At 63.3% G+C, this 25,609-nt stretch carries 23 protein-coding genes; 11 read left to right on the top strand and 12 right to left on the bottom strand.

The window, feature by feature from the left end:
• Window positions 1–15: 15 nt before the first annotated feature.
• Together IWX87_RS03985 and IWX87_RS03980 are read right to left on the bottom strand one after the other, a co-directional pair.
• Window positions 16–534, bottom strand: a complete 519-nt coding sequence (locus IWX87_RS03985) for a superoxide dismutase family protein (RefSeq protein WP_196862238.1) — start codon at window positions 532–534, stop codon at window positions 16–18.
• A gap of 85 nt (window positions 535–619) precedes the next feature.
• Entirely contained in the window at window positions 620–1,168 is a 549-nt protein-coding gene (locus tag IWX87_RS03980) for a gamma-glutamylcyclotransferase (RefSeq protein WP_196862443.1), read from the bottom strand.
• Window positions 1,169–1,275: 107 nt separating this feature from the next.
• Between IWX87_RS03980 and IWX87_RS03975 the strand changes: the two genes are divergently transcribed.
• The 3 genes from IWX87_RS03975 to eda all read left to right on the top strand — a co-directional run bounded on the left by IWX87_RS03975 (window position 1,276) and on the right by eda (window position 4,508).
• A complete protein-coding gene (locus tag IWX87_RS03975) occupies window positions 1,276–1,815 on the top strand; it encodes an OmpA family protein (RefSeq protein WP_196862237.1) in 540 nt (179 codons plus the stop codon).
• 198 nt (window positions 1,816–2,013) lie between these two features.
• The gene (gene edd / locus IWX87_RS03970; RefSeq protein WP_196862236.1) at window positions 2,014–3,855 is read left to right on the top strand and encodes a phosphogluconate dehydratase; all 1,842 of its coding nucleotides are present in this window, start codon (window positions 2,014–2,016) and stop codon (window positions 3,853–3,855) included.
• Window positions 3,846–4,508: a bifunctional 4-hydroxy-2-oxoglutarate aldolase/2-dehydro-3-deoxy-phosphogluconate aldolase gene (gene eda, locus IWX87_RS03965; protein ID WP_196862235.1), complete on the top strand. Its 663-nt coding sequence runs from the start codon at window positions 3,846–3,848 to the stop codon at window positions 4,506–4,508. Before edd ends, eda begins: the two co-directional genes overlap by 10 nt.
• 251 nt (window positions 4,509–4,759) lie before the next feature.
• Here eda and IWX87_RS03960 read toward each other — a convergent pair whose 3' ends face one another.
• From IWX87_RS03960 to IWX87_RS03940, 5 genes are all read right to left on the bottom strand, one after another.
• Complete coding sequence (locus IWX87_RS03960; protein ID WP_196862234.1) at window positions 4,760–5,140, bottom strand: cytochrome c; 381 nt, start codon at window positions 5,138–5,140, stop codon at window positions 4,760–4,762.
• 50 nt (window positions 5,141–5,190) lie between these two features.
• A complete protein-coding gene (locus IWX87_RS03955) occupies window positions 5,191–6,399 on the bottom strand; it encodes a sulfite oxidase (protein ID WP_196862233.1) in 1,209 nt (402 codons plus the stop codon).
• Window positions 6,400–6,488: 89 nt separating this feature from the next.
• Entirely contained in the window at window positions 6,489–7,088 is a 600-nt protein-coding gene (locus IWX87_RS03950) for a hypothetical protein (RefSeq protein WP_196862232.1), read from the bottom strand.
• Window positions 7,089–7,649, bottom strand: coding sequence for an RNA polymerase sigma factor (locus IWX87_RS03945; RefSeq protein WP_196862231.1), 561 nt, complete (start codon window positions 7,647–7,649; stop codon window positions 7,089–7,091).
• Between the two features lie 27 nt (window positions 7,650–7,676).
• Complete coding sequence (locus IWX87_RS03940; protein WP_196862230.1) at window positions 7,677–8,669, bottom strand: LysR family transcriptional regulator; 993 nt, start codon at window positions 8,667–8,669, stop codon at window positions 7,677–7,679.
• Window positions 8,670–8,894: 225 nt separating this feature from the next.
• On the opposite strand from IWX87_RS03940, the gene IWX87_RS03935 reads away from it, so the two are divergent.
• Window positions 8,895–9,959, top strand: a complete 1,065-nt coding sequence (locus IWX87_RS03935; RefSeq protein WP_231374592.1) for a YeiH family protein — start codon at window positions 8,895–8,897, stop codon at window positions 9,957–9,959.
• Window positions 9,960–10,301: 342 nt separating this feature from the next.
• On the opposite strand, the gene gloA is transcribed toward IWX87_RS03935, so the two are convergent.
• The 3 genes from gloA to IWX87_RS03920 form a co-directional block, all read right to left on the bottom strand.
• Complete coding sequence (gene gloA / locus IWX87_RS03930) at window positions 10,302–10,712, bottom strand: lactoylglutathione lyase (protein WP_196862228.1); 411 nt, start codon at window positions 10,710–10,712, stop codon at window positions 10,302–10,304.
• A gap of 61 nt (window positions 10,713–10,773) precedes the next feature.
• Window positions 10,774–11,994 (bottom strand): 6-phosphofructokinase, encoded by a 1,221-nt coding sequence (locus IWX87_RS03925; protein WP_196862227.1) that lies wholly within the window; start codon window positions 11,992–11,994, stop codon window positions 10,774–10,776.
• A 631-nt stretch (window positions 11,995–12,625) separates the two neighbouring features.
• Entirely contained in the window at window positions 12,626–16,849 is a 4,224-nt protein-coding gene (locus IWX87_RS03920) for an ATP-binding protein (RefSeq protein WP_196862226.1), read from the bottom strand.
• Between the two features lie 261 nt (window positions 16,850–17,110).
• Here IWX87_RS03920 and IWX87_RS03915 point away from each other — a divergent pair, with 261 nt between their 5' ends.
• The 4 genes from IWX87_RS03915 to IWX87_RS03900 all read left to right on the top strand — a co-directional run bounded on the left by IWX87_RS03915 (window position 17,111) and on the right by IWX87_RS03900 (window position 21,218).
• Window positions 17,111–17,272 carry a hypothetical protein gene (locus IWX87_RS03915; RefSeq protein WP_196862225.1) on the top strand — a complete coding sequence of 54 codons (162 nt, stop codon included), beginning with the start codon at window positions 17,111–17,113 and terminating at the stop codon, window positions 17,270–17,272.
• A 49-nt stretch (window positions 17,273–17,321) separates the two neighbouring features.
• Window positions 17,322–18,512 (top strand): AAA family ATPase, encoded by a 1,191-nt coding sequence (locus tag IWX87_RS03910; protein WP_196862224.1) that lies wholly within the window; start codon window positions 17,322–17,324, stop codon window positions 18,510–18,512.
• Window positions 18,513–18,724: 212 nt separating this feature from the next.
• Complete coding sequence (locus IWX87_RS03905; protein ID WP_196862223.1) at window positions 18,725–20,410, top strand: ExeA family protein; 1,686 nt, start codon at window positions 18,725–18,727, stop codon at window positions 20,408–20,410.
• Between the two features lie 4 nt (window positions 20,411–20,414).
• The gene (locus tag IWX87_RS03900; protein WP_196862222.1) at window positions 20,415–21,218 is read left to right on the top strand and encodes a general secretion pathway protein GspB; all 804 of its coding nucleotides are present in this window, start codon (window positions 20,415–20,417) and stop codon (window positions 21,216–21,218) included.
• A 96-nt stretch (window positions 21,219–21,314) separates the two neighbouring features.
• Here IWX87_RS03900 and IWX87_RS03895 read toward each other — a convergent pair whose 3' ends face one another.
• Window positions 21,315–21,866, bottom strand: coding sequence for a PaaI family thioesterase (locus tag IWX87_RS03895; protein ID WP_196862221.1), 552 nt, complete (start codon window positions 21,864–21,866; stop codon window positions 21,315–21,317).
• A gap of 53 nt (window positions 21,867–21,919) precedes the next feature.
• On the opposite strand from IWX87_RS03895, the gene IWX87_RS03890 reads away from it, so the two are divergent.
• The 3 genes from IWX87_RS03890 to IWX87_RS03880 are packed head-to-tail and all read left to right on the top strand — an operon-like array spanning window position 21,920 to window position 24,404.
• Window positions 21,920–22,426: a MarR family winged helix-turn-helix transcriptional regulator gene (locus IWX87_RS03890; RefSeq protein ID WP_196862220.1), complete on the top strand. Its 507-nt coding sequence runs from the start codon at window positions 21,920–21,922 to the stop codon at window positions 22,424–22,426.
• 41 nt (window positions 22,427–22,467) lie between these two features.
• Window positions 22,468–23,880, top strand: a complete 1,413-nt coding sequence (locus IWX87_RS03885) for an MATE family efflux transporter (RefSeq protein ID WP_196862219.1) — start codon at window positions 22,468–22,470, stop codon at window positions 23,878–23,880.
• Between the two features lie 38 nt (window positions 23,881–23,918).
• On the top strand, window positions 23,919–24,404 hold the full coding sequence (locus IWX87_RS03880) for a MaoC family dehydratase (protein WP_196862218.1): 486 nt from the start codon (window positions 23,919–23,921) through the stop codon (window positions 24,402–24,404).
• 192 nt (window positions 24,405–24,596) lie between these two features.
• Here the strand turns inward: IWX87_RS03880 and IWX87_RS03875 are convergent, their stop codons facing one another.
• On the bottom strand, window positions 24,597–25,205 hold the full coding sequence (locus tag IWX87_RS03875) for a hypothetical protein (protein WP_280757661.1): 609 nt from the start codon (window positions 25,203–25,205) through the stop codon (window positions 24,597–24,599).
• Window positions 25,206–25,609: the final 404 nt, after the last annotated feature.

The following is a 25,609-nucleotide window of genomic DNA, read 5'->3' as shown; positions in this document are numbered from 1 at the left end:
CGCGCCGTTTCAGGCTCAGCTTGGGGTCACCACGGCGCAGGCCAGGCGCGGTCCGGAGTTGCCGGTGGGCTGGGTGGTGTAGTCGTCAGGATCGCGGTGAACGATCAGCCCCCGCCCGATGATGTTGCCGGTGCCGCTACCGACAGAAATGCCTGCGGCTTCGAAACTGAACCGGGCGACGCCGTTGGCATCGGCTGTGAGGCTGCGCAGGTCGCCTGCATGGTGATGCATGGCGGCATGCTGGCCGTGGGGCTGGCCGGTTGGGTTGAAGTGGCCGCCTGCGCTTACGCCGTCGCCGCTGGAGCAGTCGCCTTTTTCATGCAGGTGAAAGCCATGTTCGGCATTCGGCTTGAGGCCGCTGACCATGCCAGAAACCAGAACCTTGTCGCCGCTTTGGGTGAAGGTGACCGAGCCGCTGGCTGTATTGCCAGTGGTGCTTTGCAGCTGGGCCACGGCGCGCGGACCGGTGGTGGCGGTGCTGGCGCAGGCGCCAAGTGCCAGCACGCTGGCCAGCAAGATGAAAGTGCGTGTCATGAAGACTCCCGGAGGGTTGTTGTTCAATATGCAAGGCTGGGGCATCTGACGATTCAAGCCAGCGCCGCCCAATGCGCGAGGCCTGTCAGTGCCTGGCCAGTTGCAGCAGTTTGCCAAGCGCCTGGTCGTCAATGCCCATCATGCGCAGTTTGTCATAAGTCAGCTGCGCATAGTCACGCGTCGTGCCATAACGGCCGCAGGCACTGGAGAATATTTGCCGGTAGTGGTCTTCACTCAACACACCGGTGTGGTTGGGGCTGCGGCGGGACAGCGTGAAGGCCAGTGCCTTGATGTCGCCCTGCGCCGTGCGGCAGCGCAGCCACTTGGGGTCATAGATGCCGTTGGGCATTTCGCGCGCCCACAGGGCGGGCAGGGCAGCGGGCACATGGTCCCTGGGCAGCCGATAGGCCATTCCCCTGCAGCTGCCACCCGACAGCAGGCCAAACACCAGGCCCGGCTGGGCAGGCGTGCCGCGGTTGACGCGGCTCCACATTTTCAGCGCGCGGTGGTAGCCGTGCAACGTGGCAAAGCGCTGCTCGGCTGATTCAAATTCGGGTCGCCAGATCAGCGATGCGTAGCCAAAAACCCACAAGTCGGTCTGGCCGCCCCATTGCCGGATGGTAGCGTCGAGCATTGTGGCGGGGTCACGGGCTTTGTAAGCCAATTCGTCAGGGGCGTTTGCTAGAGTGGTCACAGCCTCACTTTACAATATCGCCACGTTTTTTAAAAAGGAAGTTTTCCATGGTTTCTCAGAGTGACGACAGCCCGCAACGCGTGGCGCTGTTTTTGGTGTTTGGATTGATTGCCATCGTGGTTGCCTCGGTGCTGGTGTTTGCCGTGAAGCATCGCGGCGCTCCGGCCCAGGCAGTCGCCCCGGCTGCCGGGGTGGCTATTGCGCCGGCCATGCCAGCTGATGCCTCCATTGCAATGGCGCAGGCAGCTTCCGACGCAGCCAGCGTCAAGGTCGAGCAGGGCATCGTCAAGTTTTACTTTGCTTCGGGCAAGGCCGACCTGGCCGCTGGCGCCAGCGAAGCATTGACTGATGTGGTCAAGGGCGCGCAGGCTGGCCGCAAGGTCGCTATTTCTGGTTTTCACGACGCAACTGGCGATGCTGACCAAAATGCCGAATTGGCCAAGCAGCGCGCGCTGGCCGTGCGCGATGCGCTGACGACGGCGGGCGTGCCTGAGAGCCAGATCGAACTCAATAAGCCCGAGCCGATCGCCTCCAGCGCCACGGGTAGCGATGCCGAAGCCCGCCGCGTCGAAATCAGCCTGCAGTAACTCGCACGCTTGCGGCCCGCATGGCGGGCGAAATGAATCCGCAGTGCTTTGCGCCCGGCGGATTTTTTTTGCCTGTCCTTCGTTTGGTAACCGCAAAGTAACCATTCGGGGTGAAAACAGCCGCGATATTAGTTACCATGGACGCCGTAATAAAGTTACATCCCCGTGTCCGGGATGGCTAAATTGAAAGGTTTCACCATGGCGCTTCATTCCGCCGTTGCAGACATCACCGCCCGCATTCAGGAGCGCAGCCGGCCAACACGCAATGCCTATCTGGCCCAACTGCAGGCCGACAGCACTCGCCCCCCCAGCATGGACCGCATGGGCTGCGCCAACATCGCGCATGCAGTGGCCGGCATGCCGCTGGATGACCGTTTCAAGATCGTGACCGAGCGCCAGCCCAACATCGGCATCGTCACCGCCTACAACGACATGTTGTCGGCGCACACGCCGCTGCTGGGTTACCCCGCGCTGATCAAGGACGAGGCGCGCAGACACGGCGCCACGGCGCAGGTGGCTGGCGGTGTGCCGGCCATGTGCGATGGCGTCACGCAGGGCACCAGTGGCATGGAGTTGAGCCTGTTCAGCCGCGATGTGATTGCCATGGGCACGGCCGTAGCGCTGTCGCATGACATGTTTGATGCGGCGCTGTTGCTTGGCGTGTGCGACAAGATCGTTCCCGGCCTGCTGATTGGCGCGCTGCAGTTCGGCCATTTGCCGATGGTGTTCGTGCCGGCCGGCCCCATGCCGTCGGGCCTGCCGAACAAAGAAAAAGCCCGCATCCGGGAACAGGCCGCGCAAGGTCTGGTCGGGCGCGATGCGCTGCTGGAAGGCGAACTCAAGTCTTACCACAGCCCCGGCACCTGCACCTTTTATGGCACGGCCAACAGCAACCAGATGCTGATGGAGGCCATGGGACTGCATGTGCCCGGCACGGCGTTTGTCCAGCCCGGCGACGCGCTTCGCGACGAACTCACACGTGAGGCGGCCCGCACTGTGCTCGGCATCACCAAGGCCAAGCGCTTTGCGCCCATCGGCCATGTCGTCGATGAACGCGCCATCGTCAACGCGATGGTGGCGCTGCTGGCCACTGGCGGCTCGACCAACCACCTGATCCACTGGGTGGCGGTGGCGCAGTCGGCCGGCATCATGATCGACTGGAATGACTTTTCGGCGCTGTCCGATGTCGTGCCGCTCCTGACGCATGTCTATCCCAACGGCAGCGCCGATGTGAATGACTTCCAGGCCGCCGGCGGGCCGGGGCTGGTGATTCGGGAACTGCTGGACGCCGGCCTGATGCATGAGGACGTATTGACAGTGCGCGCAGGCGGCATCCGTGAATATGGCCGCATTCCGGTGATGGACGGTGCGTCGCTGGCCTGGCATGAGGTGGGCGACTCAAAGGACGAGTCCATCGTGCGGCCTGCAGACCGGCCCTTCAGCCCCACCGGCGGGCTCAAGCTGCTCACCGGCAACCTCGGGCGCAGCGTGATCAAGGTGTCCGCCGTGCCTGATGACCGGCATGTGATTGAAGCGCCGGCCCGGGTGTTTGATTCGCAGGAAGACTTGCTGGCGGCCTTCAGTGCGGGCGAGCTTGAACGGATGTGCCTGGAAAATCCACAACACGGCGTTGTCTGCGTGGTGCGCTGGCAGGGACCCCAGGCCAACGGCATGCCCGAGCTGCACAAGCTCACGCCGCCGCTGGCGGTGCTGCAGGGCAAGGGTTTCAGGGTGGCGCTGGTGACCGATGGCCGCATGAGCGGCGCATCGGGCAAGGTGCCAGCGGCGATTCATGTGTCGCCGGAAGCAGCCGCCGGCGGGCCACTCGCCAAGGTGATTGATGGCGATGTGATCCGTGTTGATGGACTCACCGGCAAGTTGCTGGTGCTGGTGGATGAGGCCGAATGGGCCGCACGGCCTGTCAGCGTGATGCCGGACGCATTGCGTCAGCGCAACGGCATCGGTATGGGGCGGGGATTGTTTTCGGGCATGCGTGCCCGTGCATTGACAGCAGAAGAAGGAGCCATGTCATGGATGTAACGATGAACATCAGCCAAAAACTCAGTGCCCTGCAGGTGATGCAGGATGCGCCCGTGATTCCGGTCATCGTGCTGAACGATATTGGCCAGGCGGTGCTGCTGGCCCGCGCCCTGGTGGCGGGCGGCATCCGCATGCTTGAAGTCACCCTGCGCACGCCGCAGGCGCTGGCCTGCATCGAGGCGATTGCCCGCGATGTGCCCGAGGCGGTGGTGGGCGCAGGCACAGTGCGCAGCGCCGCCGACGCCCAGGCGTGTGCCATGGCCGGCGCGCGCTTTGTCGTCAGCCCCGGCTACACCCATGCGGTTGGCCAGGCCTGCCGCGATGCCGGACTGGCGCTGCTGCCCGGCGTGGCCACCGGCAGCGAAATCATGATGGCGCAGGAAGACGGATTGACCGAACTGAAGTTTTTTCCGGCGCTGCAGGCTGGCGGCACGGCCATGCTCAAAGCCTGGGGCGGGCCGTTTGGCGATGTGAAGTTTTGCCCCACGGGTGGTGTGTCAATGGCCAATGCCGCCGAGTTTCTGGCGCTGCCCAACGTCGCCTGCGTTGGCGGCTCGTGGCTCACGCCCGCCGATGCACTGGCGTCTGGCGACTGGGACCGCGTGACCGACCTGGCGCGTCAGGCCTGCCTTTTGACACGCCGCGCGGTCTGAAGCAGCGCATGCATGGTGGTGAGCGCAACGCGGAAATCCATCTTTTGGCGCCTCATCGGCCCGGCATCGCCATGACCTGCGGCCTTGCGATGAAGGTGCTGAAGCCAAGTTGCAGAGCATGAGCGTGTGAATCGGTACGATTTTTAATGAAATCATCCATTTGCGCATAAAGGACGGGCGCTTTGAGCTATCAAAAAAGTAGCTGAAAGCGCCCGTTCATGCCGCTTTGGTTCCGGTTGACCGGCGGTGGCTTATTTCTCCGCGCCTGATGCCCTGGACACGTAAAACGACAGCGCGTCGATTTGGGCTTCGGTCAAGGTGGCCTTGTAGGAGGGCATGGCGCCCAGGCCGTCGTACAGCGCTTTTTTTACCCGCGCGGCGTTGGGCTTGAGGTCGTCGAACACGGGCCCGACCGCGCCTTCACTGCCGGCGTCCTTCAGGGTGTGGCACAGCGCGCAGGCCGGAACGGCCCCGGCGGTGAACAGCTGTTTGCCAATCGCCATCTTGTCGGCGTCCTCAGCGGCGCTGGCCGGCAGGCTGATGACGGTTGCAGCCGCCAGCAGCAGGCCTTGCGACAGCAGCAGTCGCAAGGGTTGCGCCGAAAACCTTGAAAGCAAAGGGGATGGGGTCATGGCATCACTGGGCCTGTAAAGTTTTAAAAGTGGGAACAGGTTGAAACGCATCACGCCACGCTGACCTTCACTGCGTGGTCCTGCCAGCTGGCGTTGTTGTAGCCGCTGACGTTCTCGCCGCGTGTTTCGGGTTGCACGTTGCCGGCCCTGTCGGTGGCGCGGCTGGTGACGACGTAGTTGCCGCGCGCAAAGTGCGCGGGCAGCACAAACTGGCGCCAGGCGTATTTGCCGAGGTCGGGGCCGACCAGGCGTGCCTGTTGCCAGGTTTTGCCGCCGTCAATCGACACTTCCACGCCCTTGACGGCATGCATGCCGCCAAAGGCCACGCCGTTGATCTGCATCCAGCCTTCGCGGTGGGCGCCATCGTCGGGGCTGGGTGAGTTGACCCAGGACTTGACCGACATTTCCTGCACCGACGGCTGGCTCGGGTCGGCTTTCTGGCCGGGGGGCGTGAGGCGGTAACCGTGCGCCATGATCCGGGCATCGCTTTCCTTGGCGGTGAAGGCCAGTTGCTTGACGTATTTGATGCTGTTCACGCCGGTAAAACCCGGCACGATCAAGCGCAGCGGGCCGCCGTGGGCCAGCGGGATCGGCGCGCCGTTCATCTCCCAGGCCAGCAGCGCGTCCTGCATGGCGGCAGCGGGCACCGAGCGCTCGACGATGATGCTTTTCGGGTCGAGTCCGGCTGGCAGCTTCTCCCCGCCGGTGCTGGTCATGTAGTTCATGCCGGGGCTGACGCCGCCCAGCGCCTGCACCACTTCGCGCACCGGCACACCGCTCCAGACCACGCAGCCGGCGGCGCCCACCGTCCAGCCGGTGCCGCTGGGCTTGGAGGGGAAAAAGCCCCGGCCGTTGCCCGAACACTGCAGCACCATGGCAACGGTCTCCAGACCCATGGTCTTGAGGTCGCCCACGGTGAGCGAGCGCGGATTTTTCACGCCGTCCAGCGTCAGCACCCAGGCGTCGCGGTCGGCCACGATCGAGGCGTCAGGCGTGGGCAGGTTGTTGCGAATGTAGAGCTGATCGGCCGGCGTGATGACGCTGGTGCCAAAAGCACCGCGCTTGGTCTCGATGGTGTTGCCGCTGTGCACGATGACACTGTTCAGGTCTTTCCAGGCGAGGTCGGTGGGCAATGGCTTGGCGGCTGCCGCTTGCGCCATGGCGCCGTGGCTCCATGTCGCCAGGCCGGCGGCCGCCAGCGCGGTGGCGCTGCGGGTCAGCAGGTGGCGGCGGGGCAATGAGCTGGGGGTGTCGATCATGTGTGTCTCCGTGAGTTGTTGAAAGGGAACGTGAAAAGAAACGTGAGTACGAACGAAAAACGGGCTTGCTGAATAACTCAAGAATCTGCCTAGCCGCCCACGTGGGCAGTTTGGCCGGACGGTTTGCCGAAATGGTGGTTTGCCATGGCCAGCGCCTTCTTTTTCTGCGCCACCAACACCAGTGGCTTGCCCTGGCGCGAATCAATGACCTGCCAGTACATGTCGTTCCACCAGCCGCTGCCGGTCTTGAGTGTCACCGGCTGGTCAAAGGCAAACACCGTGACCATGCCGCCTTTTTCAAGGAAAGTGGTCAGGTGGTAGGCCAGGCGGCCGTCGATGTCGCAGGGCCGCATCAACTGCGGGTAGCCCGGAACCGGCTGCTGCTGGTTTAACCCCAGGTGCGCCAGCAACTGGCTGGTTTGCATGAAGCTGCCGCGCAGCGTGCGTTCGTAATACTCGTGCTCGATGGCGCCGCGAACCAGCGTGGGCGGACGCATTGCAAATACCGCACCGGTGCCAGTGGCCGCCAGCAGCGTCGCGACCAGACCGCGTTGAAAGCTGCGCCGCGACAACAACGGGGTGTGCCTGAAAAGATGCGCCGGGGGCTGGCCAGGGTCAAAGGCCAGCGCCATCTCTGCGCGGGCGCGCAGGTCAAAGGCACTGTCGGGCGGAAGCTCAAAGTCCGTCATTCAAATCTTTCTGAACTGGCGCACGCTGGAAGCCGGAGCGAGGGCAGCGGCCCCGGGCGCATCTGTCCGGGAATGGCCATCAAGCGCCGCCTTCAGGGCCTCGCGGGCGCGCGACAGGCGTGACAACACAGTGCCCGGCGCAATGTCGAGCGCCTCGGCCATTTGCGCCGTCGGCATGTCGTCAAAGTAAAACAGCACCAGCACCTCACGGTGAATCGGCGCGATGCGGCCCAAAGCCTGCACCACGTCGCGCTGGTTGTCCAGGCGCTCCGTGCTGGCCTGCGGTTCGGCGGCATCGAATTCGCCATAGTCCTCATCCAGCCGTTGCGGGCCCGGTACCACATGGCGCAGCACATGCCGGCGCATGATGCGAAACAGCCAGGCGCGCGCCAATTCGGGCTGGCGCAGCTGGCTGCGGTATTGCCAGGCGCTGGTGAAGCAGTCCTGCACCACATCCTCGGCAATGGCGCGCGAACCCGTCAGGCCCCAGGCGCTGCGCAGCAAAAAGCGGTAGTGCTCGCGCACCCATTGGTTGTACCGGGACTCGGCCGTCTGGATCATGTGTACAAGAGCACTGGCAAAGGCGCTTTATTCCCTCGGTTTCAGTTTGTTTGCATGGGGTTTACCCTTCAATGGGCCTAAATGGGCGGACGGAAAAGCCTGGGCTTGCGTCATAAAGGCTTCCAGCGCTGCCGTAGGCTGCTTGTCGCGGTGAACGACCAGGAAGCACTGCCGCAGCATGCGCGGCAGTGTGGTGCGGACGGGGCTCAGCCGCCCGGTGGCCATCAGGTCGCGCACCACCAGCATTGACAGGCAGGCTGCGCCCAGGCCTTCGGCGGCGGCATGCTTGATGGCTTCAGAGCTGCCCAGCTCGATGCTGCGCCGGTAAGTGTGCAGGTGCGGCAGCAGCAGCTGGTCGGTGACCTCGCGTGTGCCCGAGCCGGCCTCTCGCAGCAGCCACAGGGCGCCCCGCAGCGCCTTGAGTGGCACGCGGATATTTTCGTCGGTAGCGCCCTGCGTTGACGCGACGAGTTCGCTGCGCGGGCTGGCCACAATCACCAGTTCGTCCTGCAGCCAGGGCGTGATCGCCAGTGCCGCCTGATTGCTGGGCCCTTCAATCAGGCCAATGTCCAGTTCAAAGGCCGCCACCGCATCGCAGATGGTTTCGGTGTTGCCGATGCTGACGCGCGAGCGCCAGGCGGTAGCGCTGCCGGCTTGGCTGGCCGCCAGGAACTGCCCGAGCAAAGCCGGCAGGACATAGTTGCCAATGGTGGTGCTGGCGCCTATGCGCAGTGACTGCGTCTGCGCGCTTGCGTCGCGCGCCATGTGCTCGATGTCGGCCGCGCCGTCAAGCAGCGCCAGCGCGCGCGGCAGCAGGGCACGGCCGTTGTCATTGAGCAGCAGGCGCTTGCCGGCGCGGTCGAACAGGCGCAACGACAGCAAGCGCTCCAGCTCGTTGACCGCCGAGCTGGTGGCCGACTGCGACAGCGCAATGTCGGCGCTGGCCGCCGTGGTGCTGCCGTTGCGCGCCACAGCGGCAAAAATCTGCAATTGGCGCAGGGTGAGTCGCAAGACATCCATTTAAAACCTCCTGATCGTTCTTGATAGCGATTGAATGGGTAAATCTTACTGAAACTAGCCGTTGGACGGGTTGCGTGAATTTTCCTAAAGTTGCATTGAACATTATTCGACTCCTGCTTTTGAGAGGAAAACGCCATGAGCACCCCCGGCAACCCCCTGTCCAGCCTGGCCAGCCAAGCCCGTCACCATGCGCCATCGCCGCCCGCGCCGTCATGGGCACGGCGCATGCTGCCCGGCCTGGCGCTCAGTGCCGCGCTGGCGGCTGCCGCCGTTTCGCTGGGAAACATCCGTTGGCTGCAGGACCATGGCCTGAGCGCGCTGACGCTCGCCATCGTGCTCGGCATGCTGGTCGGCAACACGGTTTACCCGCGTTTTGCCAGTGTCAGCGGGCCGGGCGTCAACTTTTCCAAGCAAACGCTGCTGCGCCTGGGTGTGGTGCTGTACGGCCTGCGCCTGACGGTGCAGGACGTGGGGCAGGTCGGCATGGCCGGTGTGGCGATCGATGCGCTGGTACTGGGCTCGACCTTTGCGCTGGCCTGCTGGGTCGGCACGCGCTGGCTGGGGATGGACCGCAAGACCGTCATGCTGATAGGCGCGGGCAGCTCGATCTGCGGTGCGGCGGCGGTGATGGCGGCCGAGCCGGTGGTCAAGGGCCGCGCCGAGCAGGTCACGGTGGCCGTGGCCACGGTGGTGATGTTTGGCACGCTGTCGATCTTTTTGTACCCCCTGCTGTTCGAGCTGAACCAGCACTTCCATTTCATTGGCGGCGGCACGCAGGGCTTTGGCATTTACGTCGGTTCGACCATTCACGAGGTGGCGCAGGTGGTGGCCGCCGCGCGCTCGATTGGCACCGAGGCCGCCGACACGGCGGTGATCGCCAAGATGGTGCGCGTGATGATGCTGGCGCCGTTCCTGATCATGCTGTCGGCCTGGCTGGCACGCGACGAGGCGCGTTCGTCCGCTCGGTCTGGCGACGCCAGCGCCGCGTCGAACACGTCAGGCAAGCCGTCAAAGACCAAACTGGCCATTCCCGGCTTTGCCCTTGGTTTTGTCGCCGTCGTGCTGTTCAACTCGCTGAACCTGCTGCCCGCCAAAGTGCTGCCCGTGATGACTGATATCGACACGGCGCTGCTGGCCATGGCCATGGCTGCGCTGGGTTTGTCAACGCATATGTCGGCGATTCGCAAGGCCGGCTTCAAGCCGATGCTGCTGGCGCTGATCCTGTTTGCCTGGCTGGTGGTTGGCGGTGCGCTGATCAACCGCTGGGTGCCGGCGCTGCTGGCCGGTTGACTGGTTGAATTCGCTAAAGGACTGAATCAAGGTAATTACTCAGCTCCCTCGAAGCTCTCCGTAATCTCTTTTGTCATTGCTTACTTGATGAGCCTGCCCCGGACTTGATCCGGGGCAATCCATGACCCCGTTTGGGGAGAAGTCATGGTTCCCGGGTGCTGAAACCCCGGGCTTGATCCGGGGCCGGGATGACAGAGGCTGATTTCATTGCGCTTTAAACTGAAAAGTGACCTGAGTAGTTACGAATCAAGCATGTAAAAGGCGGTTTTCGCACATGGGACGTGCGCTGACAGCTATTTAAACCATAGCAATGGCATTTGCCGTCGCCTCAGCCCCCACAAATCAGCGCAGGCCGCCGCCGCTGGCACCCTCGACGCGCTGGATCAGCTCGATCTTGTAGCCGTCCGGGTCGGTGACAAAGGCAATCACGGTGCTGCCGCCCTTGACCGGACCGGCTTCGCGCGTGACGTTGCCGCCGGCGGCCTTGATCTTTTCGCAGGCGGCATACGCGTCGGGAACGCCCAGGGCAATGTGGCCGTAAGCCGTGCCCATCTCGTAGCTTTCCGTTCCCCAGTTGAAGGTCAACTCGATTTCGGCCTGCGCCGGATTGCCCTCGTAACCGACAAAGGCCAGGCTGTATTTATAGTCCGGATTTTCTGACTGGCGCAGCAGCTGCATGCCCAGAACCTGGGTATAAAAATCAATCGAGCGCTGAAGGTTGCCAACGCGGAGCATGGTATGAAGTAATCGCATCACCGGATTATCACGTCGGCGTGAGAACTGTGCAGGCGGCACTGCCGCATGGAAGGCCGCTTCAAGGGTTGCGGTTCAGCACCCTGGCCACCGGATGGTGGCGCAGCCTGAACGCGTCGGGCATGCCTGAGCCGAGCAGCGGGCGCAGGTACATCCTGAACGCATCGGTCACGTCGGTGCCGCTGGCGCTGATGAATTCATCCTCCATCACCCGCGTCTTGCCGGCCACGGCTTCAAGAGGCAGCAGCTCGTAATCGACCGAATAAAAGCCCGTCCGCTTGATGGCGACCGAGCCGTCCTGCGCGCCCCACATGGCGAACTGCACGGCTTTTTCGCCGACCTCGCGAGCTTCGCGCTGGTCCACGTCGGACACGCAGCCGATGAACGAGCGCTGCAGATAGCCAAAGGTGTCGCCACGCACCCGCTTGATGCCGAGCTTGGCCTTGATTTCCTCGCACAGCAGGTCGGCCAGTGCGCCGTTGCCCGACAACTGCACATTGCCGTGGTCGTCATGTTCCAGGTCTTTCGCCAGCAGGCTGGCAATCGGCGCGCCCGACGCATCGTGGATGCCTTCGGACACGGCGACCACGCAGCGCCCGAAGCGCGCATAAGTCGCCTTCACATCAGCCAGGAAATTCTCCAGCACGAAGGTGCGCTCAGGCAGGTAGATCAGGTGCGGGCCGTCGTCGGGAAACTTCTTGCCCAACGCCGAGGCGGCCGTCAAAAATCCGGCATGCCGGCCCATCACCACGCCCACGTACACGCCGGGCAGGGCGGCGTTGTCCAGGTTTGCGCCGGCAAACGCCTGCGCCACGAAGCGCGCCGCAGACGGGAAGCCCGGCGTGTGGTCGCTCCCCACCAGGTCGTTGTCGATGGTCTTGGGAATGTGGATGGAGCGCAGCGGGTAACCGGCCTTTTGCGCTTCCAGGCTGACGATGCGCACCGTGTCCGACGAGTCGTTGCCGCCGATGTAGAAAAAGTGCTCGATCTGGTGCGCCTGCAGCACCTTGAAAATCTCCTGGCAATAGCGCACGTCGGGCTTGTCACGCGTCGAGCCGAGCGCCGACGACGGCGTGTTGGCGACGAGTTCAAGGTTGTGGCTGGTTTCCTGCGTCAGGTCCACGAAGTCTTCATCGACGATGCCGCGCACACCGTGGCGCGCGCCGTAGATGCGTGTGACCTCGCCAAAGCGCCGCGCCTCCAGCGCCACGCCGACCAGCGACTGGTTGATCACCGCCGTCGGGCCGCCGCCCTGGGCGACAAGAATTTTTCCGGATGCCATGGATTGTTCCCTTTGGTTGCGATGTTGAAGCGCTCGACGTCATCGTACACATCGCAGCGGGCCGGGCAAGATGGGCCGCCGGCTTTTTCGGCAGAGAAGACGTGGGTGGAAATTTTTGCTATTGAAAATATAGCTGTTTGCGAATGCCTGTATTGCGCCAGAGGCCGATTTGATGCCTGATATGGTTAAAACAATTAGTTAATTTCAACCAGTAGCGATCACAGGATGTGGCGCCGTTTTACGGGAAAGTGGCGCAGTTCGATCTTTAGACTATTTGCGGTCAGTTAGCCGCGGAGCGTCCCGGACAGCACACGACGACAAAGCGGCCAGGCCAGCGGCTCTGTTGGCTTCCTCGAAGTTGCCGCTCGCCAGATGGAGCAGGATTGACTGAAGCACCATGTCCGCAGTTCCTGCAAGGATGGGGAAGAAGACGTTCATCGATCAAGCGCATTGCCCGTGCAAGTGCCCAATGAATCGCTTTGTCTATCGAGTTTTGCTCGGCCCTTTCATGCAACTCAAACCTCGCTTTTCATCTGTCATGCGGGAGCAAAACAGTGCGCAGGCGGGTGTGCCCCTCTTGGGCAGTCTTCAACACGTTGAGGTTAGACAAGCGTGCCGTCGGGGTGAACCATCACGCGCGCTGCGGCTGCAAGCCGGCCAACAGCGCCATCAAGGCGTCGACGTCTAGCGGTTTGACAAAGTGATGATCGAAACCCGCGTCCGCGCTCCTTTGCAGGTCGTCCATTTGGCCGTAGCCGGTCAGGGCCACCTGCACGATGTCCTTGCCCCATTCCTCGGCTCGTATGCTGCGGGCTGTGTCGTACCCGTTCATCTTCGGCATCCCGATGTCGCACAACAGTATGTCGGGCCGAAACTCCTTGGCCGCCTTGATGCCCGACTCCCCGTCGTAGAAAGTGATGACCTCGTTCCCCAACATCTCGAGAAGCTGACCGAGCGAGTTCGCCGCGTCCACGTTGTCGTCCACGACCAGAATGCGGTGGCGTGTAGCGGGATAGACGGGGTCAGGCTGATTAGTAGGCTCGTCCCCGGCGGCCGACAAAGCCACCGGCAGGCGCACAACGAACTCGCTGCCCCTGCCTTGACCGTCGCTGTGGGCCTCAACCGACCCGCCGTGCATCTCGACCAGGCGCTTGACGATAGAAAGGCCGATACCCAAACCACCCTTCGAGCGTTCCAGGTTGCCTTCAACCTGGGCGAACATGTCGAAGACGTGCGGGAGCATGTGCGTCGGGATGCCGCTGCCGTTGTCCTGAATCGAGACGACCGCTTCAGCTCCCAGGCGTTGCATGCTCAATCGGATCTGACCTCCACGATCCGTGAACTTGGCGGCGTTGTTCAACAGGTTAGCGAACACCTGTGCCAGCCGTGTCAGGTCAGCGTCCACATGCATTGGGTCGGAGGGAAATTTGATCAGCAACTCGTGATCAGCCTGTGCAATGGACGGTCTGCTGGCCTCGATGGCCTGCTGAATGGCCGTTGCCAAATCAATGCGCTCCTTGCGAAGATCGATCTTGCCGCGGCTGATGCGGCTCAGGTCCAGCAGGTCGTCGATCAGATGCACCATCTGCCCAAGCTGGCGTTCCATCATCGAGCGGATCCGCTCGGTCGCTTCCGCGTCGCCTGGTGCCAGACGCATGATCTGCAGGCCAGTGCGGATCGGAGCCAGAGGATTGCGCAGTTCGTGGGCCAGCGTGGCCAGGAACTCGTCTTTGCGCTGGTCCTCCTCTCGAAGACGGGCGACCAGCCGTTCTCGTTCCTCCTCACCCCGCTTTCGGTCGCTGATGTCGTTGAACAAGAGGGCAACCTTGTAACTTCCGGTGCCGCCGAGGCGAAACGCGTAGACGTCGAACCATCGGCCACCCAGTTCCGCGGCCTGGCCGACGAATCGCGTTACCTCTCCGGTGACGGCCACCCGGCCGTATGTCTCGAACCAGTGGGCTTCGTGATTCGGGGCCAGCTCCCGCATTCGCTTGCCCTGCGCATTGCGCAGGCCGGTGTGCTTCTCGAACGCCGGATTCACTTCCAGAAACAGGTAGTCGACAGACCGCTGGTCGGCGTCGAAGATCATCTCGATCACGCAATAGCCTTCATCCATCGACTCGAACAGCGTGCGGTACTTTTGCTCACTCAGCCTTAGGGCCTCCTGGGCCTGCTTGCGGGCGGTCACGTCGCTGGCCATGCCGAACCACTCGACCACCGTGCCGTCTTTGTCCATCAGCGGGATGGCCCGCGAGAACGTCCAGCCCAGCGTGCCGTCGATCCGCAAGACCCGGTGCTCCAGCTCGAAGGTGCCTTGGGTGCGGACGGCTGCCCCGATGGTCTCCATGACGCGCTGCTGGTCGTCAGGATGAATGTACTTCTCCAACCAGGAGCGGTTCGGCTCGTGGGTGTCGGCAATGAACTCCCGGCCCTGAAGCTGGCGCATCTCGGTCCAGTCCGCGTTCATGCGATACACGACGTCCGAACTGGCACTGACCAGAGCGCGGAACTGATTCTCGCTGGCCCGGATTGCCTCTATGCTCTCACGCCGCATTCGTGCCATTTGAAGTTGAGCCGCCACACAGGCCAACAACTCCCGGGCACTGAAAGGTTTCACCAGATGGTCGTCGGCCCCTTTTTGCAAGCCCTCGATCCGGCTTTCCTCCCCGGCACGGGCAGACAGCATGATGACCGGCACGGCGCTGGTACGGGCGTTGGCGCGCAGCGCCTTCAACAGCCCGAAGCCGTCAAGCCGGGGCATCATCACGTCGGTCAGGATCAGATCCGGCGTCCGCTCGCGCGCCGCCGCCAGCGCCGCCTCTCCGTCCGGCACGGCCTCAGTGCGGTAATGCGCGCCCAGCAGACGGACGACGTACTGCCGCATGTCGGCGTTGTCGTCGGCGACCAGTACCAGGGGACGTTCGTCCTCGGTTCGCTGGGGTGACGGGGCGGGGCCCGTTGGGTCGTCCTGGAATGCCGGCAACTTTGAGCCGGGTGCCGGTTGCTGATCGGCGTCGGGCAGCCAGCGCAGCGCTTCTTCGACGAACAGATTCGCTTCCGTGGTGAGCTGCGCGGCGAGGGGCCGGTTGCGGACCTGGTCACCTGGCAGGTGCTGCGATCCCAGCGGAATCGAGAGGGTGAACATCGTGCCTCTCCCGAGTTCGCTGTCGGCGCGGATCGAGCCGCCGTGCAGCTTGACCAGTTCCTGCACCAGGGCCAGCCCAATGCCGCTGCCCTCGTGTGTCCGTCCCCGTGCGGTTTCGACCCGGTGGAAGCGTTCAAACAGCCGCGGAACTTCCTCTGCGGAGACGCCCGTACCCGTGTCGCTGACGCGCAGTTCGACCGCGCGGTCAACCTGTCGCAGTGAGACGGCGATTGCCCCCTCAAAGGTGAACTTGAATGCGTTTGACAACACGTTGAGAACAATCTTTTCCCACATGTGCCGGTCGACAAACACTGGCTCGCCAAGCGGTGGGCAATCGACGCGGAGTTTCAGCCCGGCCTTCTCGCAAGCCGAGCGAAAGTTGCTCGCGAGCTCGGCGGTGAATTCAGCCAGAGCTGTCGGCTCATAGGCTGCGCGGATCCGACCGGCCTCAATGCGTGAGAAATCCAGCAGGGTATTCACGAGGCGTTGGAGTCGCAGCCCGTTGCGGTGAACGACTTCCAGGCGCTCCCGTTGCAACGGCGGCAAACGCTCGTCCGATGCAGCCAGCGCGTCTTCGACTGGCCCCAGCATCAAGGTCAGTGGCGTGCGGAACTCGTGGCTGACGTTGGAGAAGAAGGTGGTCTTGGCCCGGTCGAGTTCGGCCAGCGCCTTGGCCCGTTGCCGCTCGTCGTCATATGCACGGGCATTCACGACGGCGGTGGTCACGGCAGAAGCGAGCAGGTCGTAGAAGCTCCGGTACGCCTCGTTCATCCTCAAGCGAGCGCTGACCCCCGCAATGAAGATGGCGGCGGGGTCGCTGGCTCCTGGCAGGATGATCGGCAGCGCCAAGGCCTCGGTGGGCGGTTCGGGATAGGGACCGAGGGCCGCCTGGCCGATCCTGTGCCGCACGTCGTGTACCTGCACCTGCACTGCAGACCCCGAGCGAACAACTTCTTCCAAGGGCCATGGGGTTTGCTTTTGAGCGCTCGAACCGACCTTGCCCAGGCTGGCGACGGTCTCCGCCTCGAGGTTGGTCGCAGCAACCAGCCGGGCGTGATCTCCGTCTTTGTCTACTGCGTAGAGTTGGACAAAGGGCAGGTCGAGGGCGTACTCCGCAAGAGCCTGAGCGGACAAGGCGAGCGCTTCGCTGACGGACTTCGCTTTGCTTGTTTGAGCGGTCAGGTCTCGCAGCGTCCGTGTCCGCCGCTCGCTGAGCATCTGGGTCGTCATCTCGATGACGGGGTGAAACAGGCCGCCGACCCGACCGGCCTCGTCCCGAATGGGGCTGAATGAGAACGTGAAGAAGCACTCTTCCACGTAGCCGTGCCGTTCAAGGAAAATTTGCTGGCCTTCGAGGAAGGCCGTGTTGCCAGCCAAGGCCGTGTCGTGCGCCTCGCCAATGACCGGCCATGCCTCCGTCCAGCACTCGGCGAAGTTCTGCCCCATGGAGCGAGGATGCTTGTTGCCGCAAATGACCCGGTAGGCATCGTTGTAGAGCTGGACGAGGCCCGGCCCCCAGATGACGCAGATAGGCAAATCCGAGGCCAGGCAGATGCTGACGGTCGTGCGCAGGCTCTGCGGCCACACCTCAACCGGCCCCAGCGGGGTCGCTGACCAGTCCATCGACCGGATCAAGCCGCCCATTTCGCCGCCCCCCAACAAAAATGCGAGGGGGTTGGGTTCGGCGGCCAGCTTGTCGTTGCGTTTCATACATCCTTGTAGGTACGGGAATTGCGCCACTGCATTGCGGCCTTCAGGTTCAGTCGCACGCCATTCTGCGCTGCGCCATCCAACCGCCACCACTTGAGGAGCGATGGCGGTCGAAATGCCTGGTTTGGCTCTGGCTGGAGCCGAATGAGTGTACGTCTCTGAAGACGGCTCCTGAGTGTCGCTTATTAGCCCTTTGAGGCCCGTCGAATCCGAAATGCGAAGGGCCGCAAACGCTGCAAAGGAGCCACTGGAAAAACCATTTTGACGCTTCTCATCGATACAAAAAAGATAGCTGCTAACGCCCATGCCTATTGCGTAAACGCCCGATTTAATCCAAAAACCTTGTTTGAAAAGCAGCTGTGGAACGCCGATGAGCGCCTAGCGCAAGGCGACTCGAAGGAAAAAACTCCCCACTTTATTTAAAATTATGCAAATGCCATAATTATCAAACTTCTCCAGAAATCCATAAACCATGACCTTTCGCCGCACCGCCCTCGCGCAGGAAATGGCCAAGCAGTTGCTCCGGCCCACTTTTCTTGACACCTCATTGCGCTCCGGGCTTTTTCTTTCCGGGCAGCGGCGGGTCGGCAAAACCACGTTTCTCGCCACCGACCTGATCCCGGCGCTGCAGGACCTGGGGGCCATCGTCATCTATGTGGACCTGTGGAGCCAGCCGCAGGCCAACCCGGCGGACCTGGTGCACGGCGCCATCCGCGCATGCCTGAAAGAGTTACAAACCTCCGGTTCAGCGATGCTCCAGCACCTCAAACGGGTTGCCAGCGTCGAAGCAGGGGCGGCGGGCTTCAAGTTTGGCTTCAAGCTCGCCGATGTGGGCAAGGAAGGCGGCGTCAGCCTGGCGCAGGCGTTCACCGAACTGATCGCCCAGTCCAAAACCGACCTGGTGCTGATTGTTGACGAGGTGCAGCATGCGCTGGGCAGCGCCGAGGGCGACAACATGCTGCACGCGCTGAAAGCCGCGCGCGACGCCATCAACACGCGGCCCGCAACGCCGGGCTACTTTTTGTTTGTCGGGACCGGCTCGCATCGCGCGCGCGTGCAGGAACTCTCGCTGAAGGGCAACCAGGCGTTCAACGGCGCGGTGACGCACGAGTTTCCGGTGCTGGGGCTTGAATTTGTCGAATACGTCCTGGCACAAGTCACGCCGCAACTGGGCGTCATGGCGCCCTCGGCCGGCGTCACTGAAGCGGCGTTCAAAAGAATGGGGAGCCGGCCCGAGGAACTGATGAAAGCCCTCAATGTCTTGCGCGCCCTGCCGCAGGGCGCCAACCCCGACGAGCATTTGCCGACCATCGCCCAGTCGTTTGGTGCTGCGGCGGCGGACATCGAGCTGCAAAAAATTGAAGCCTTCGGCCCGTTGGCGCAAGCCGTCTTTTCGCGCATCTGCGGCATCGGCGGCAACGTCAAGGGCGTGTTCACCGCCGACGCGCTGAAGGAATACTCAGCCCGGATCGGCCGGGAAACCACCACCCAGGAAGTTCAGGGCGTTTTGGGTTTGATGACTTCGGCCAACTTGCTGATGCGCGTCAAGCACGGGCACTATGGTGTCACGGACAGCTTTGTCGAAAAAGCCTGGGGAACACGTTTGCAGGCCGACACGCTGTTGAAGCCCGGAGCGTCCACTGACCCGGCTGCGCCGGATTGAGGGGTTGGATAGCAAGCCAAAAGTGAGGAAACCGCAGACCTCTCATTTTGGAACAGGGAATGCCGAGCTACGAAAGCACAGTCATCAGCCTGCGGGATCACTGCGGACAAGTGCCTGAATCATGGATCAAACGCACATAACGGCAGCCGCCGCACGTTCCTCCTGCCCACGGGGGTTAACGGCCAGTCCCGTGCCGGCTATGCTTGCACCCTATGTACGAGCACCATTTCGGCTTGAGCCAGGACCCGTTTTCCATCGCGCCCGACCCGCGTTACCTGTTCATGAGCGAGCGCCACCGCGAGGCGCTGGCGCATCTGCTGTATGGCGTGGCCGGGCCGCACGGCGCTGGCAGCGGCACGGGCGGCGGTTTTGTGCTGCTCACGGGTGACATCGGCACCGGCAAGACCACGATTTGCCGCTGCTTCATGGAGCAGATTCCCGCCGGCTGCCATGTCGCCTATATCTTCAACCCCAAGCTCACCGTGACCGAGCTGCTGCAGTCGGTTTGCGAGGAATTCCACATCACGGCGGCGGCGGCGACGGCTTCAGGCGCGCCGACGGTGAAGGACTACATCGATGCGCTGAACAGCTTTTTGCTCAAGAGCCATGCCGCCGGGGAAAGCAGCGTGTTGATCATCGACGAGGCGCAGAACCTCAGCGCCGATGTGCTGGAGCAACTGCGCCTGCTGACCAACCTGGAAACCAGCGAGCGCAAGCTGCTGCAGATCGTGTTGATCGGCCAGCCCGAATTGCGCACGCTGCTGGCCCGCCCTGAAATGGAGCAACTGGCGCAGCGCGTGATTGCCCGCTTTCACCTCGACGCGCTGACCGAGGCCGAGAGCGCGCAGTACATCGAGCACCGCCTGTCGGTGGCCGGGTTCACCGGCCCGCTGCCGTTTGACCGTTCCGCGATCCAGCGCATTCACCGCCTCACACGCGGTGTGCCGCGCCGCATCAACCTGCTGTGCGGGCGCGCGCTGCTGGGCGCCTGGGCCAATGGCCTGTTTCGCGTGAACCGGCCCGTGGTCGACAAGGCGGCGGTCGAGGTGTTCGGGCTGGATGCCGGGCAGGCAAGGGGCGTCGGCAAGCGGCCAGTTTCCTACGCACTGGGCGGCCTGGCCTTGCTGGCCGGTGCCGTGGTGGCGGGTTTTTTGCTGGTCAATCCAGCGCAAAAAGAGTTGGCGCCGTCCCTGGCTTCAAGCGCGCCGGCGCCCCAGGCTGGCGCTTCATCACCTGAACCTGAAAAGCCGCCGGCCCTGCGGCCTGCCGAAGAACTCGATACCCTTGTGGCGCAATTCCCGGCCGACATCAACACGGCCTGGCGTGCGCTGGCGCCCGCCTGGAAGCTGCCCGCCTCTGACGGCGACCCGTGCCTGGCCGCCAGCGCGCAGCAGTTGCAGTGCTACCGCACCAGTAACCTGAGCGTGCCGCTGCTGCGCCAGCTTGACCGCCCCGGCATCCTGACGCTGCATACAGGCAACGGTCCGCCGGTGCATGCCATCCTAGTGGGGCTGGACGACCAGACCGCCACGCTGCAGGACGCTGCCGGCCTGCACACCGTCAGATTGGTGTCGCTGGGTCGGCTGTGGCGCGGCGAGTTCGCCACTTACTGGCGCCCGCCTCCGGGTTACACGCCGGGACTGCAGGGCGACAGCGCCGTTCCGGTGATCCGCCAGCTGGCCAGTCAACTGGCCGTGCTGGAAGGCGCGCCCGTGCCGCTCGCTTATGCCTCACCGCCGCTGCTGGATACGTTCCTCAGGGCGCGTGTGCGCGCCTTCCAGCGCGCCCAGGGGTTGGAAGCCGACGGGCAACCCGGCCCGCTGACCTTCATGCAGATCGACAGCGCCACGAATGCGAATGCGCCGCACCTGCAAACCCAACCGCCATCGCTCCGGTAAATCTATGTCCTATATCCTTGATGCCCTCAAACGCGCCGAAGCCGAGCGCGAGCTTGGCGCCGTGCCCGGTGTGCATGCCCGCCAGGCGATCACCCCCGCGCCCCAGACGGCTGGCCGCACACAACGCCGCATCTGGACAGGCGCCGGCATCACCCTGGCACTGGCTGGCATGGCGACGGCCGGCCTGTGGCTCTGGCAAAAGCCCGACGCGGCCGTACGACTGGCAGCGGTAGACCCTGTCGTGGAAATGCCACCGGTACCCGCGCCGATACTCATGCCGACACCGACACCGACACCGACACCGACACCGACACCGACACCGACACCGACACCGACACCGACGCCCAGACCCACGTCCAGACTCCCCCCCCCGGCAGTGACCGCATCGCCATCCGTGCAACAGCCCGCTCCAGCGTCGACGCCACGCGAAGCCGTGTCGCCGCCGCTGCCCGCTGTTGCCCCCGCCGCTTCCAGGCCTGCGTCAAAAGCAGAGCCAGAAGTGCGCGCCATGGCAACGCCGCCTATGTCCAAGCCCAAGCCTGACCCGGTCGCCAAGGCAGCGCCAAGCCAGGCGGCGCCTGCCGTGCGGCTGCTCGGCGAACTGCCCCCGGACCTGCGTGGCCAGATTCCGCCATTGGCCATCACCGGTTCGGTTTATTCGGCCAACCCCGACAAGCGGCTGTTGTTGGTGAACAACCAGGTGCTTGCGCAGGGCAGCCTGGCCGCCCCCGAAGTGACACTGGTGGAAATCCAGGCGAAAAGTTCGGTGTTCAGTTTTCGAGGCACACGTTTTCGCGTGATGCATTAACTTTTTTTCGCAGGTTGGGACACCTTGGTTGCTCAGTGGACTGGCATGCTTTCAACGCCATGCAGCAAGTGCAGGGTGATATAGCGCTCTGGCTTTTTACTGCCGCTTTGGCAACTCAAACACCAGGCAGGTGGTCGTGGCATGGGCGTACAACTTGCCGTCCGGCCCGACGATGCGGCCTTCGGCCGTGGCCAGTTGCTTGCCGCAGTGGATCACCGTGCCGATGGCGCGCAGCGGCCCGGTCTGGTGCGAGGCTGCCCGAACGATGTTGATGCTCAACTCAGCCGTGGTGTAGCCACGGCCCGCCGGCATCATGGTGTGCACCGCGCAGCCGACTGCTGAATCGAGCAGCGTGGCATACCAGCCGCCATGCACCGTGCCCAATGGGTTGTAGTGCTTGAGTTGCGGCGTGCCCTGGAAGGTGGCCTTGCCGGGCTCGACAGCGATCAGCGCGAAGTCCAGCGTTTCGGCGATGTGCGGGTAGGGCAGTTCACCATCCAGCATGGCCTGCATGATTTGCATGCCGGTCTTGCCGGCGACCCCTTCGGTGCTGGCCAGGCCAGGCTTGCCGCCGCCGGCCAGCATCTTGATGCGCACCGCCGCGCTTTCTTCCATCCATTCGGCCAATGTGTCCCGCTTGCCAGTCATGTCATTCCTCTGAATTAATTTGCATATGCAACAGTTGCAGCTACAATTAAATTATGCACGACAAGCCAGAACCTGTTCAAAGCCTGCCTGACGCCGAACTCCTGGCCGCACTAAAAACTCTGGGCTGCACCAACTTCAAGCTGCGCCAGTTGATGCGCCAGGTGGCCCAGCATTACGACGTGGAAATGGTGGGCGCCGGACTCAAGACCACGCAGTATTCGCTGCTCAGTCATGTGCTCAAGCTCGGCCCGCTGCGGCCGGGCGAACTGGCCAGGCGCATGAGGATGAGCGCCTCCACCCTGACACGCAACCTCAAGCCGCTGGTGGACGCCGGCTGGGTCGAACTGGCCACCGGCAGCGATGCGCGCAGCCGGACCGTCAGCATCACGCCGGCCGGCCATGCCAAGCGCAAGGAAGCGCTGGGCCACTGGAAGATTGCCCAGGAAAGCCTGAACCAACGTCTGGGTGCGAGTCGCGTGCTGGCGCTTCACGGCCTGATCAATGAATCCCTTGAGTTGCTGGTGCCTGTCGACAGTGGCACGGGCGCCGATGATGAATAAATTTCCAGTCCCTGGCGCACTGCCTGCCCACGGAGAAATCAATGACCGCCATTGACCCGCGCACCCGCCTGCTGCTGGAAGCGCCGATTGGCCGCACGCTGCTGCGCCTGGCCCTGCCCAATGTGGTGGTGATGGTGGCGCAGGCCTGCGTCGGCCTGATCGAAACCTATTTCGTCGGCAAGCTCGGCCTGGACGCGCTCGCCGGCATGGCGCTGGTGTTTCCGGTCGTGATGCTGATGCAGATGACCTCGGCCGGTGCGATGGGTGGCGGCATTGCCTCGTCGATTGCGCGCGCCCTTGGGGGTGGGCGGCGCGAGGACGCCAACGCGCTGGTCCTGCATGCGCTGGTGATTGCGCTGGGCTTTGGCCTGGCGTTTTCGCTGGCGTTGCTGCTCGGCGGGCGCTGGCTGTTTGCGTTGATGGGCGGCAGTGGCGCCTCGCTGGAGGCGGCGCTGACTTATTCGCACTGGGTGTTCGGCGGTGCGGTACTGGTGTGGCTGTTCAATTCGCTGGCGGCGGTGATACGCGGCACCGGCAACATGACGGTGCCAGCCAATGTGACCGTGGCCGGCGTGGTGGCACTGGTCCCGCTGTCGCCGCTGCTGATTTTTGGCTGGGGCCCGGTGCCGGCGCTGGGCATTGCCGGTGGGGCCATCGCGCTGCTGCTGTACTACGCGCTGGGCACCCTGGCGCTGGCGGCTTACCTGTGCTCCCGCCGCAGCCTGCTCAAGCCGTCGCTGGCATGGTCCGGGCTGCGCTGGCGGTTGTTTCGCGACATTCTGCGCATCGGTCTGATCGGCTCGATCTCCACCGTGGCAACCAACCTGTCGATTGGCGTGGCCACGACGCTTGCGGGTGGTTTCGGTCCGGCCGCGATTGCCGGTTACGGCACGGCATCCAGGCTGGAATACCTTTTGGTGCCGCTGGTGTTCGGCCTGGGTGCGCCGCTGGTGGCCATGGTCGGCACCTGCATGGGGGCCGGCCAGCATGCGCGCGCGCTGCGTGCCACGTGGACAGGCGCGGCCATGGCGTTCACCCTGACCGGAGGGATTGGCCTGGCTGCGGCCCTTTTCCCCCGGGCATGGCTGTCCCTGTTCGGCAGTGACCCGGCGATGCTTGACGCCGGAACGCTTTACTTGCGCACGGTGGCGCCGTTCTATGGTTTTTTCGGTGTCGGACTGGTGCTGTACTTCGCCTCGCAGGGTGCCGGCCGGCTGCTTTGGCCCGTGGCCGGCAATGTCGCGCGGCTGGCTGTGGCCGCCGTCGGTGGCTGGCTGGTGATCCGCTGGGGCGGCGGACTGGTCGGTGTCTTCATGGCGCAGGCTGCGGCCCTGGTGGTGTATGGCGTCGTGATTGCAGCGGCGATTGCCGGGGGGGCCTGGTTTGGCCGTCTGGGCTGGCCTTGCGCACCGGCCACGCTGCTGCGCCGCCTGGAGCAAGTGAAATCACTCTAATTGAGCTAAAAAACTGCATCATCAGAAAGCACATCATCATGAATTCCACGCTGTCCGAACTGTCCCAAACCCCTGCCGCTCCACTTCGCTACCTTGATGATCTGCAGGTTGGGGATCGTTTTTCCAGCGCCGGCTTCTTGCTTGACGAGACACAGATCAAGGCCTTTGCCTTGCAGTTCGACCCCCAGCCTTTCCATCTGGACCACGAGGCGGCCAAAGAAACGCTGTTTGGCGGCCTGGCTGCCAGCGGCTGGCACACAGCGGCCGTCACCATGCGCCTGCTGGTTGGCGGCGGCCTGCCGCTGGCGGGCGGCATCATCGGCGCTGGCGGCGAAATCAGCTGGCCCCAGCCCACACGGCCCGGCGATATCCTGCAGGTCGAGACCGAAGTGGTCAGCGTCACGCCTTCGCGTTCGCGGCCAGAACGCGGCTTGGTGGTGGTGCGCAGCACAACGCAAAACCAGCACGGCCATGTGCTGCAGCTTTCAGTCTACAAGCTGGTGGTGCCGCGCAAGGCGCAATGATGCAAGCGAAATGGCTGTGCAGGGAGTTTGCCGAGCCTGACGGTTTTCCCCTTGTCGGCGGTGCTTGCGCCGCCATGCTGTGAAATACTGAAAAAAATGGAATTTTGCGCTTTAGGGTAAAGAAAAGCTTGCTATTTAAAGAGTAGCAGACGGATTCACGCGCTTGTGCATCAGTTCAGGCCTCGTATGGTGTCAAGGAGATTTGCTCAAAAATCTGCTTGTGTCGTCGTCTTCGACATACCTTGCCCGGCCGGCTCTGACATGCCGAACAATGCGCGGCTCGGGGATTTCAAAAGCTTCAGGATCCTTTGCATCTGGCCGTTCACCGTCCCGGTACTGGCTGCGAAGGGCCAGGGCGCCAGCAGCCAGGCCAATCGCAAGCGCGACATGCACCCCCAGCAGCGCGCCGGTTGACAGGCGATGCTCGTAGCCGGGTGTAAAGCGCTGTGGCGTGAATTTGAAATCTATCAAGGCCGCCGTGGCGCTGGTAGCCACTGCACCCAGGACGATGCCGGGCGTGGTGCGCAAAGCCGGCCGGTTGCTGGCAAGGGCCGCATAGAGCGTGGACCAGAAGGTGGCCGCGACATGGTGCGTCAGGTAGCCCGCCGCTGTGTGCGTAAGGTCGGTTTTGTCGTGGCGCAAGGCTTCGTCACCCCAGTACCAGTGACTGACGGCGTTCAGCGGAGCCGCAGCGCTGCCTGATTCGCGACGGCCGGCAAGTGCCAGCACGGTTGTGGAAATCAGGCTGGCAAGACTGCCCGCCACAACCCCTTGGGTCAGGATTAGTTTCCATTTTTTCACCGTCAGTCTCCTAAAAGAACCCACTGTGCCTCAGACAACGCCAAGTGCTTGTAGGCGCGCGCCGAAGGACGCGATAAGGCGGTGTCTGCCTTTCGTATTAGCAGCAAATTGAACCTTCCTGTGTTGCCTGTGCGCATCAGAGACAGCTCATCGGGATGTAAAAAATTCTTCAAAAAGCTAAGCGATCAGGGTGATTTTGCGGAATTTCCTGCCTTGTTGATCGACGCTGACTCCGGTTTCAAAACAATTCGAGCCGGACCCGATGCGCGTATCACGGTGTGGGCAGGCGGCGGCACAGACTTCAAGTTACTAGTAGACAGTCAACCTGATTCGTTGTCTGCGTGCGGATAGACCCAAGCCATTTTTTGGCGTGCCTTGCTTAAGTTGAATTGCCAGCGTATTGG

It is taken from the genome of Polaromonas sp. CG_9.7, assembly GCF_015752205.1.
In the GTDB taxonomy this organism is placed as follows: domain Bacteria; phylum Pseudomonadota; class Gammaproteobacteria; order Burkholderiales; family Burkholderiaceae_C; genus Polaromonas.
Note: the sequence above shows the minus strand (reverse complement) of the source record. Positions and strands in the feature narration are given on the sequence as shown.

What these genes read in the sequence shown, in the direction of transcription:
- IWX87_RS03985 (WP_196862238.1), bottom strand. Translation starts at nt 534, where the DNA reads ATGACACGCACTTTCATCTTGCTGGCCAGCGTGCTGGCACTTGGCGCC.
- IWX87_RS03980 (WP_196862443.1), bottom strand. Translation starts at nt 1,168, where the DNA reads ATGCTCGACGCTACCATCCGGCAATGGGGCGGCCAGACCGACTTGTGG.
- IWX87_RS03975 (WP_196862237.1), top strand. Translation starts at nt 1,276, where the DNA reads ATGGTTTCTCAGAGTGACGACAGCCCGCAACGCGTGGCGCTGTTTTTG.
- edd (WP_196862236.1), top strand. Translation starts at nt 2,014, where the DNA reads ATGGCGCTTCATTCCGCCGTTGCAGACATCACCGCCCGCATTCAGGAG.
- eda (WP_196862235.1), top strand. Translation starts at nt 3,846, where the DNA reads ATGGATGTAACGATGAACATCAGCCAAAAACTCAGTGCCCTGCAGGTG.
- IWX87_RS03960 (WP_196862234.1), bottom strand. Translation starts at nt 5,140, where the DNA reads ATGACCCCATCCCCTTTGCTTTCAAGGTTTTCGGCGCAACCCTTGCGA.
- IWX87_RS03955 (WP_196862233.1), bottom strand. Translation starts at nt 6,399, where the DNA reads ATGATCGACACCCCCAGCTCATTGCCCCGCCGCCACCTGCTGACCCGC.
- IWX87_RS03950 (WP_196862232.1), bottom strand. Translation starts at nt 7,088, where the DNA reads ATGACGGACTTTGAGCTTCCGCCCGACAGTGCCTTTGACCTGCGCGCC.
- IWX87_RS03945 (WP_196862231.1), bottom strand. Translation starts at nt 7,649, where the DNA reads ATGATCCAGACGGCCGAGTCCCGGTACAACCAATGGGTGCGCGAGCAC.
- IWX87_RS03940 (WP_196862230.1), bottom strand. Translation starts at nt 8,669, where the DNA reads ATGGATGTCTTGCGACTCACCCTGCGCCAATTGCAGATTTTTGCCGCT.
- IWX87_RS03935 (WP_231374592.1), top strand. Translation starts at nt 8,895, where the DNA reads ATGCTGCCCGGCCTGGCGCTCAGTGCCGCGCTGGCGGCTGCCGCCGTT.
- gloA (WP_196862228.1), bottom strand. Translation starts at nt 10,712, where the DNA reads ATGCGATTACTTCATACCATGCTCCGCGTTGGCAACCTTCAGCGCTCG.
- IWX87_RS03925 (WP_196862227.1), bottom strand. Translation starts at nt 11,994, where the DNA reads ATGGCATCCGGAAAAATTCTTGTCGCCCAGGGCGGCGGCCCGACGGCG.
- IWX87_RS03920 (WP_196862226.1), bottom strand. Translation starts at nt 16,849, where the DNA reads ATGAAACGCAACGACAAGCTGGCCGCCGAACCCAACCCCCTCGCATTT.
- IWX87_RS03910 (WP_196862224.1), top strand. Translation starts at nt 17,322, where the DNA reads ATGACCTTTCGCCGCACCGCCCTCGCGCAGGAAATGGCCAAGCAGTTG.
- IWX87_RS03905 (WP_196862223.1), top strand. Translation starts at nt 18,725, where the DNA reads ATGTACGAGCACCATTTCGGCTTGAGCCAGGACCCGTTTTCCATCGCG.
- IWX87_RS03900 (WP_196862222.1), top strand. Translation starts at nt 20,415, where the DNA reads ATGTCCTATATCCTTGATGCCCTCAAACGCGCCGAAGCCGAGCGCGAG.
- IWX87_RS03895 (WP_196862221.1), bottom strand. Translation starts at nt 21,866, where the DNA reads ATGACTGGCAAGCGGGACACATTGGCCGAATGGATGGAAGAAAGCGCG.
- IWX87_RS03890 (WP_196862220.1), top strand. Translation starts at nt 21,920, where the DNA reads ATGCACGACAAGCCAGAACCTGTTCAAAGCCTGCCTGACGCCGAACTC.
- IWX87_RS03885 (WP_196862219.1), top strand. Translation starts at nt 22,468, where the DNA reads ATGACCGCCATTGACCCGCGCACCCGCCTGCTGCTGGAAGCGCCGATT.
- IWX87_RS03880 (WP_196862218.1), top strand. Translation starts at nt 23,919, where the DNA reads ATGAATTCCACGCTGTCCGAACTGTCCCAAACCCCTGCCGCTCCACTT.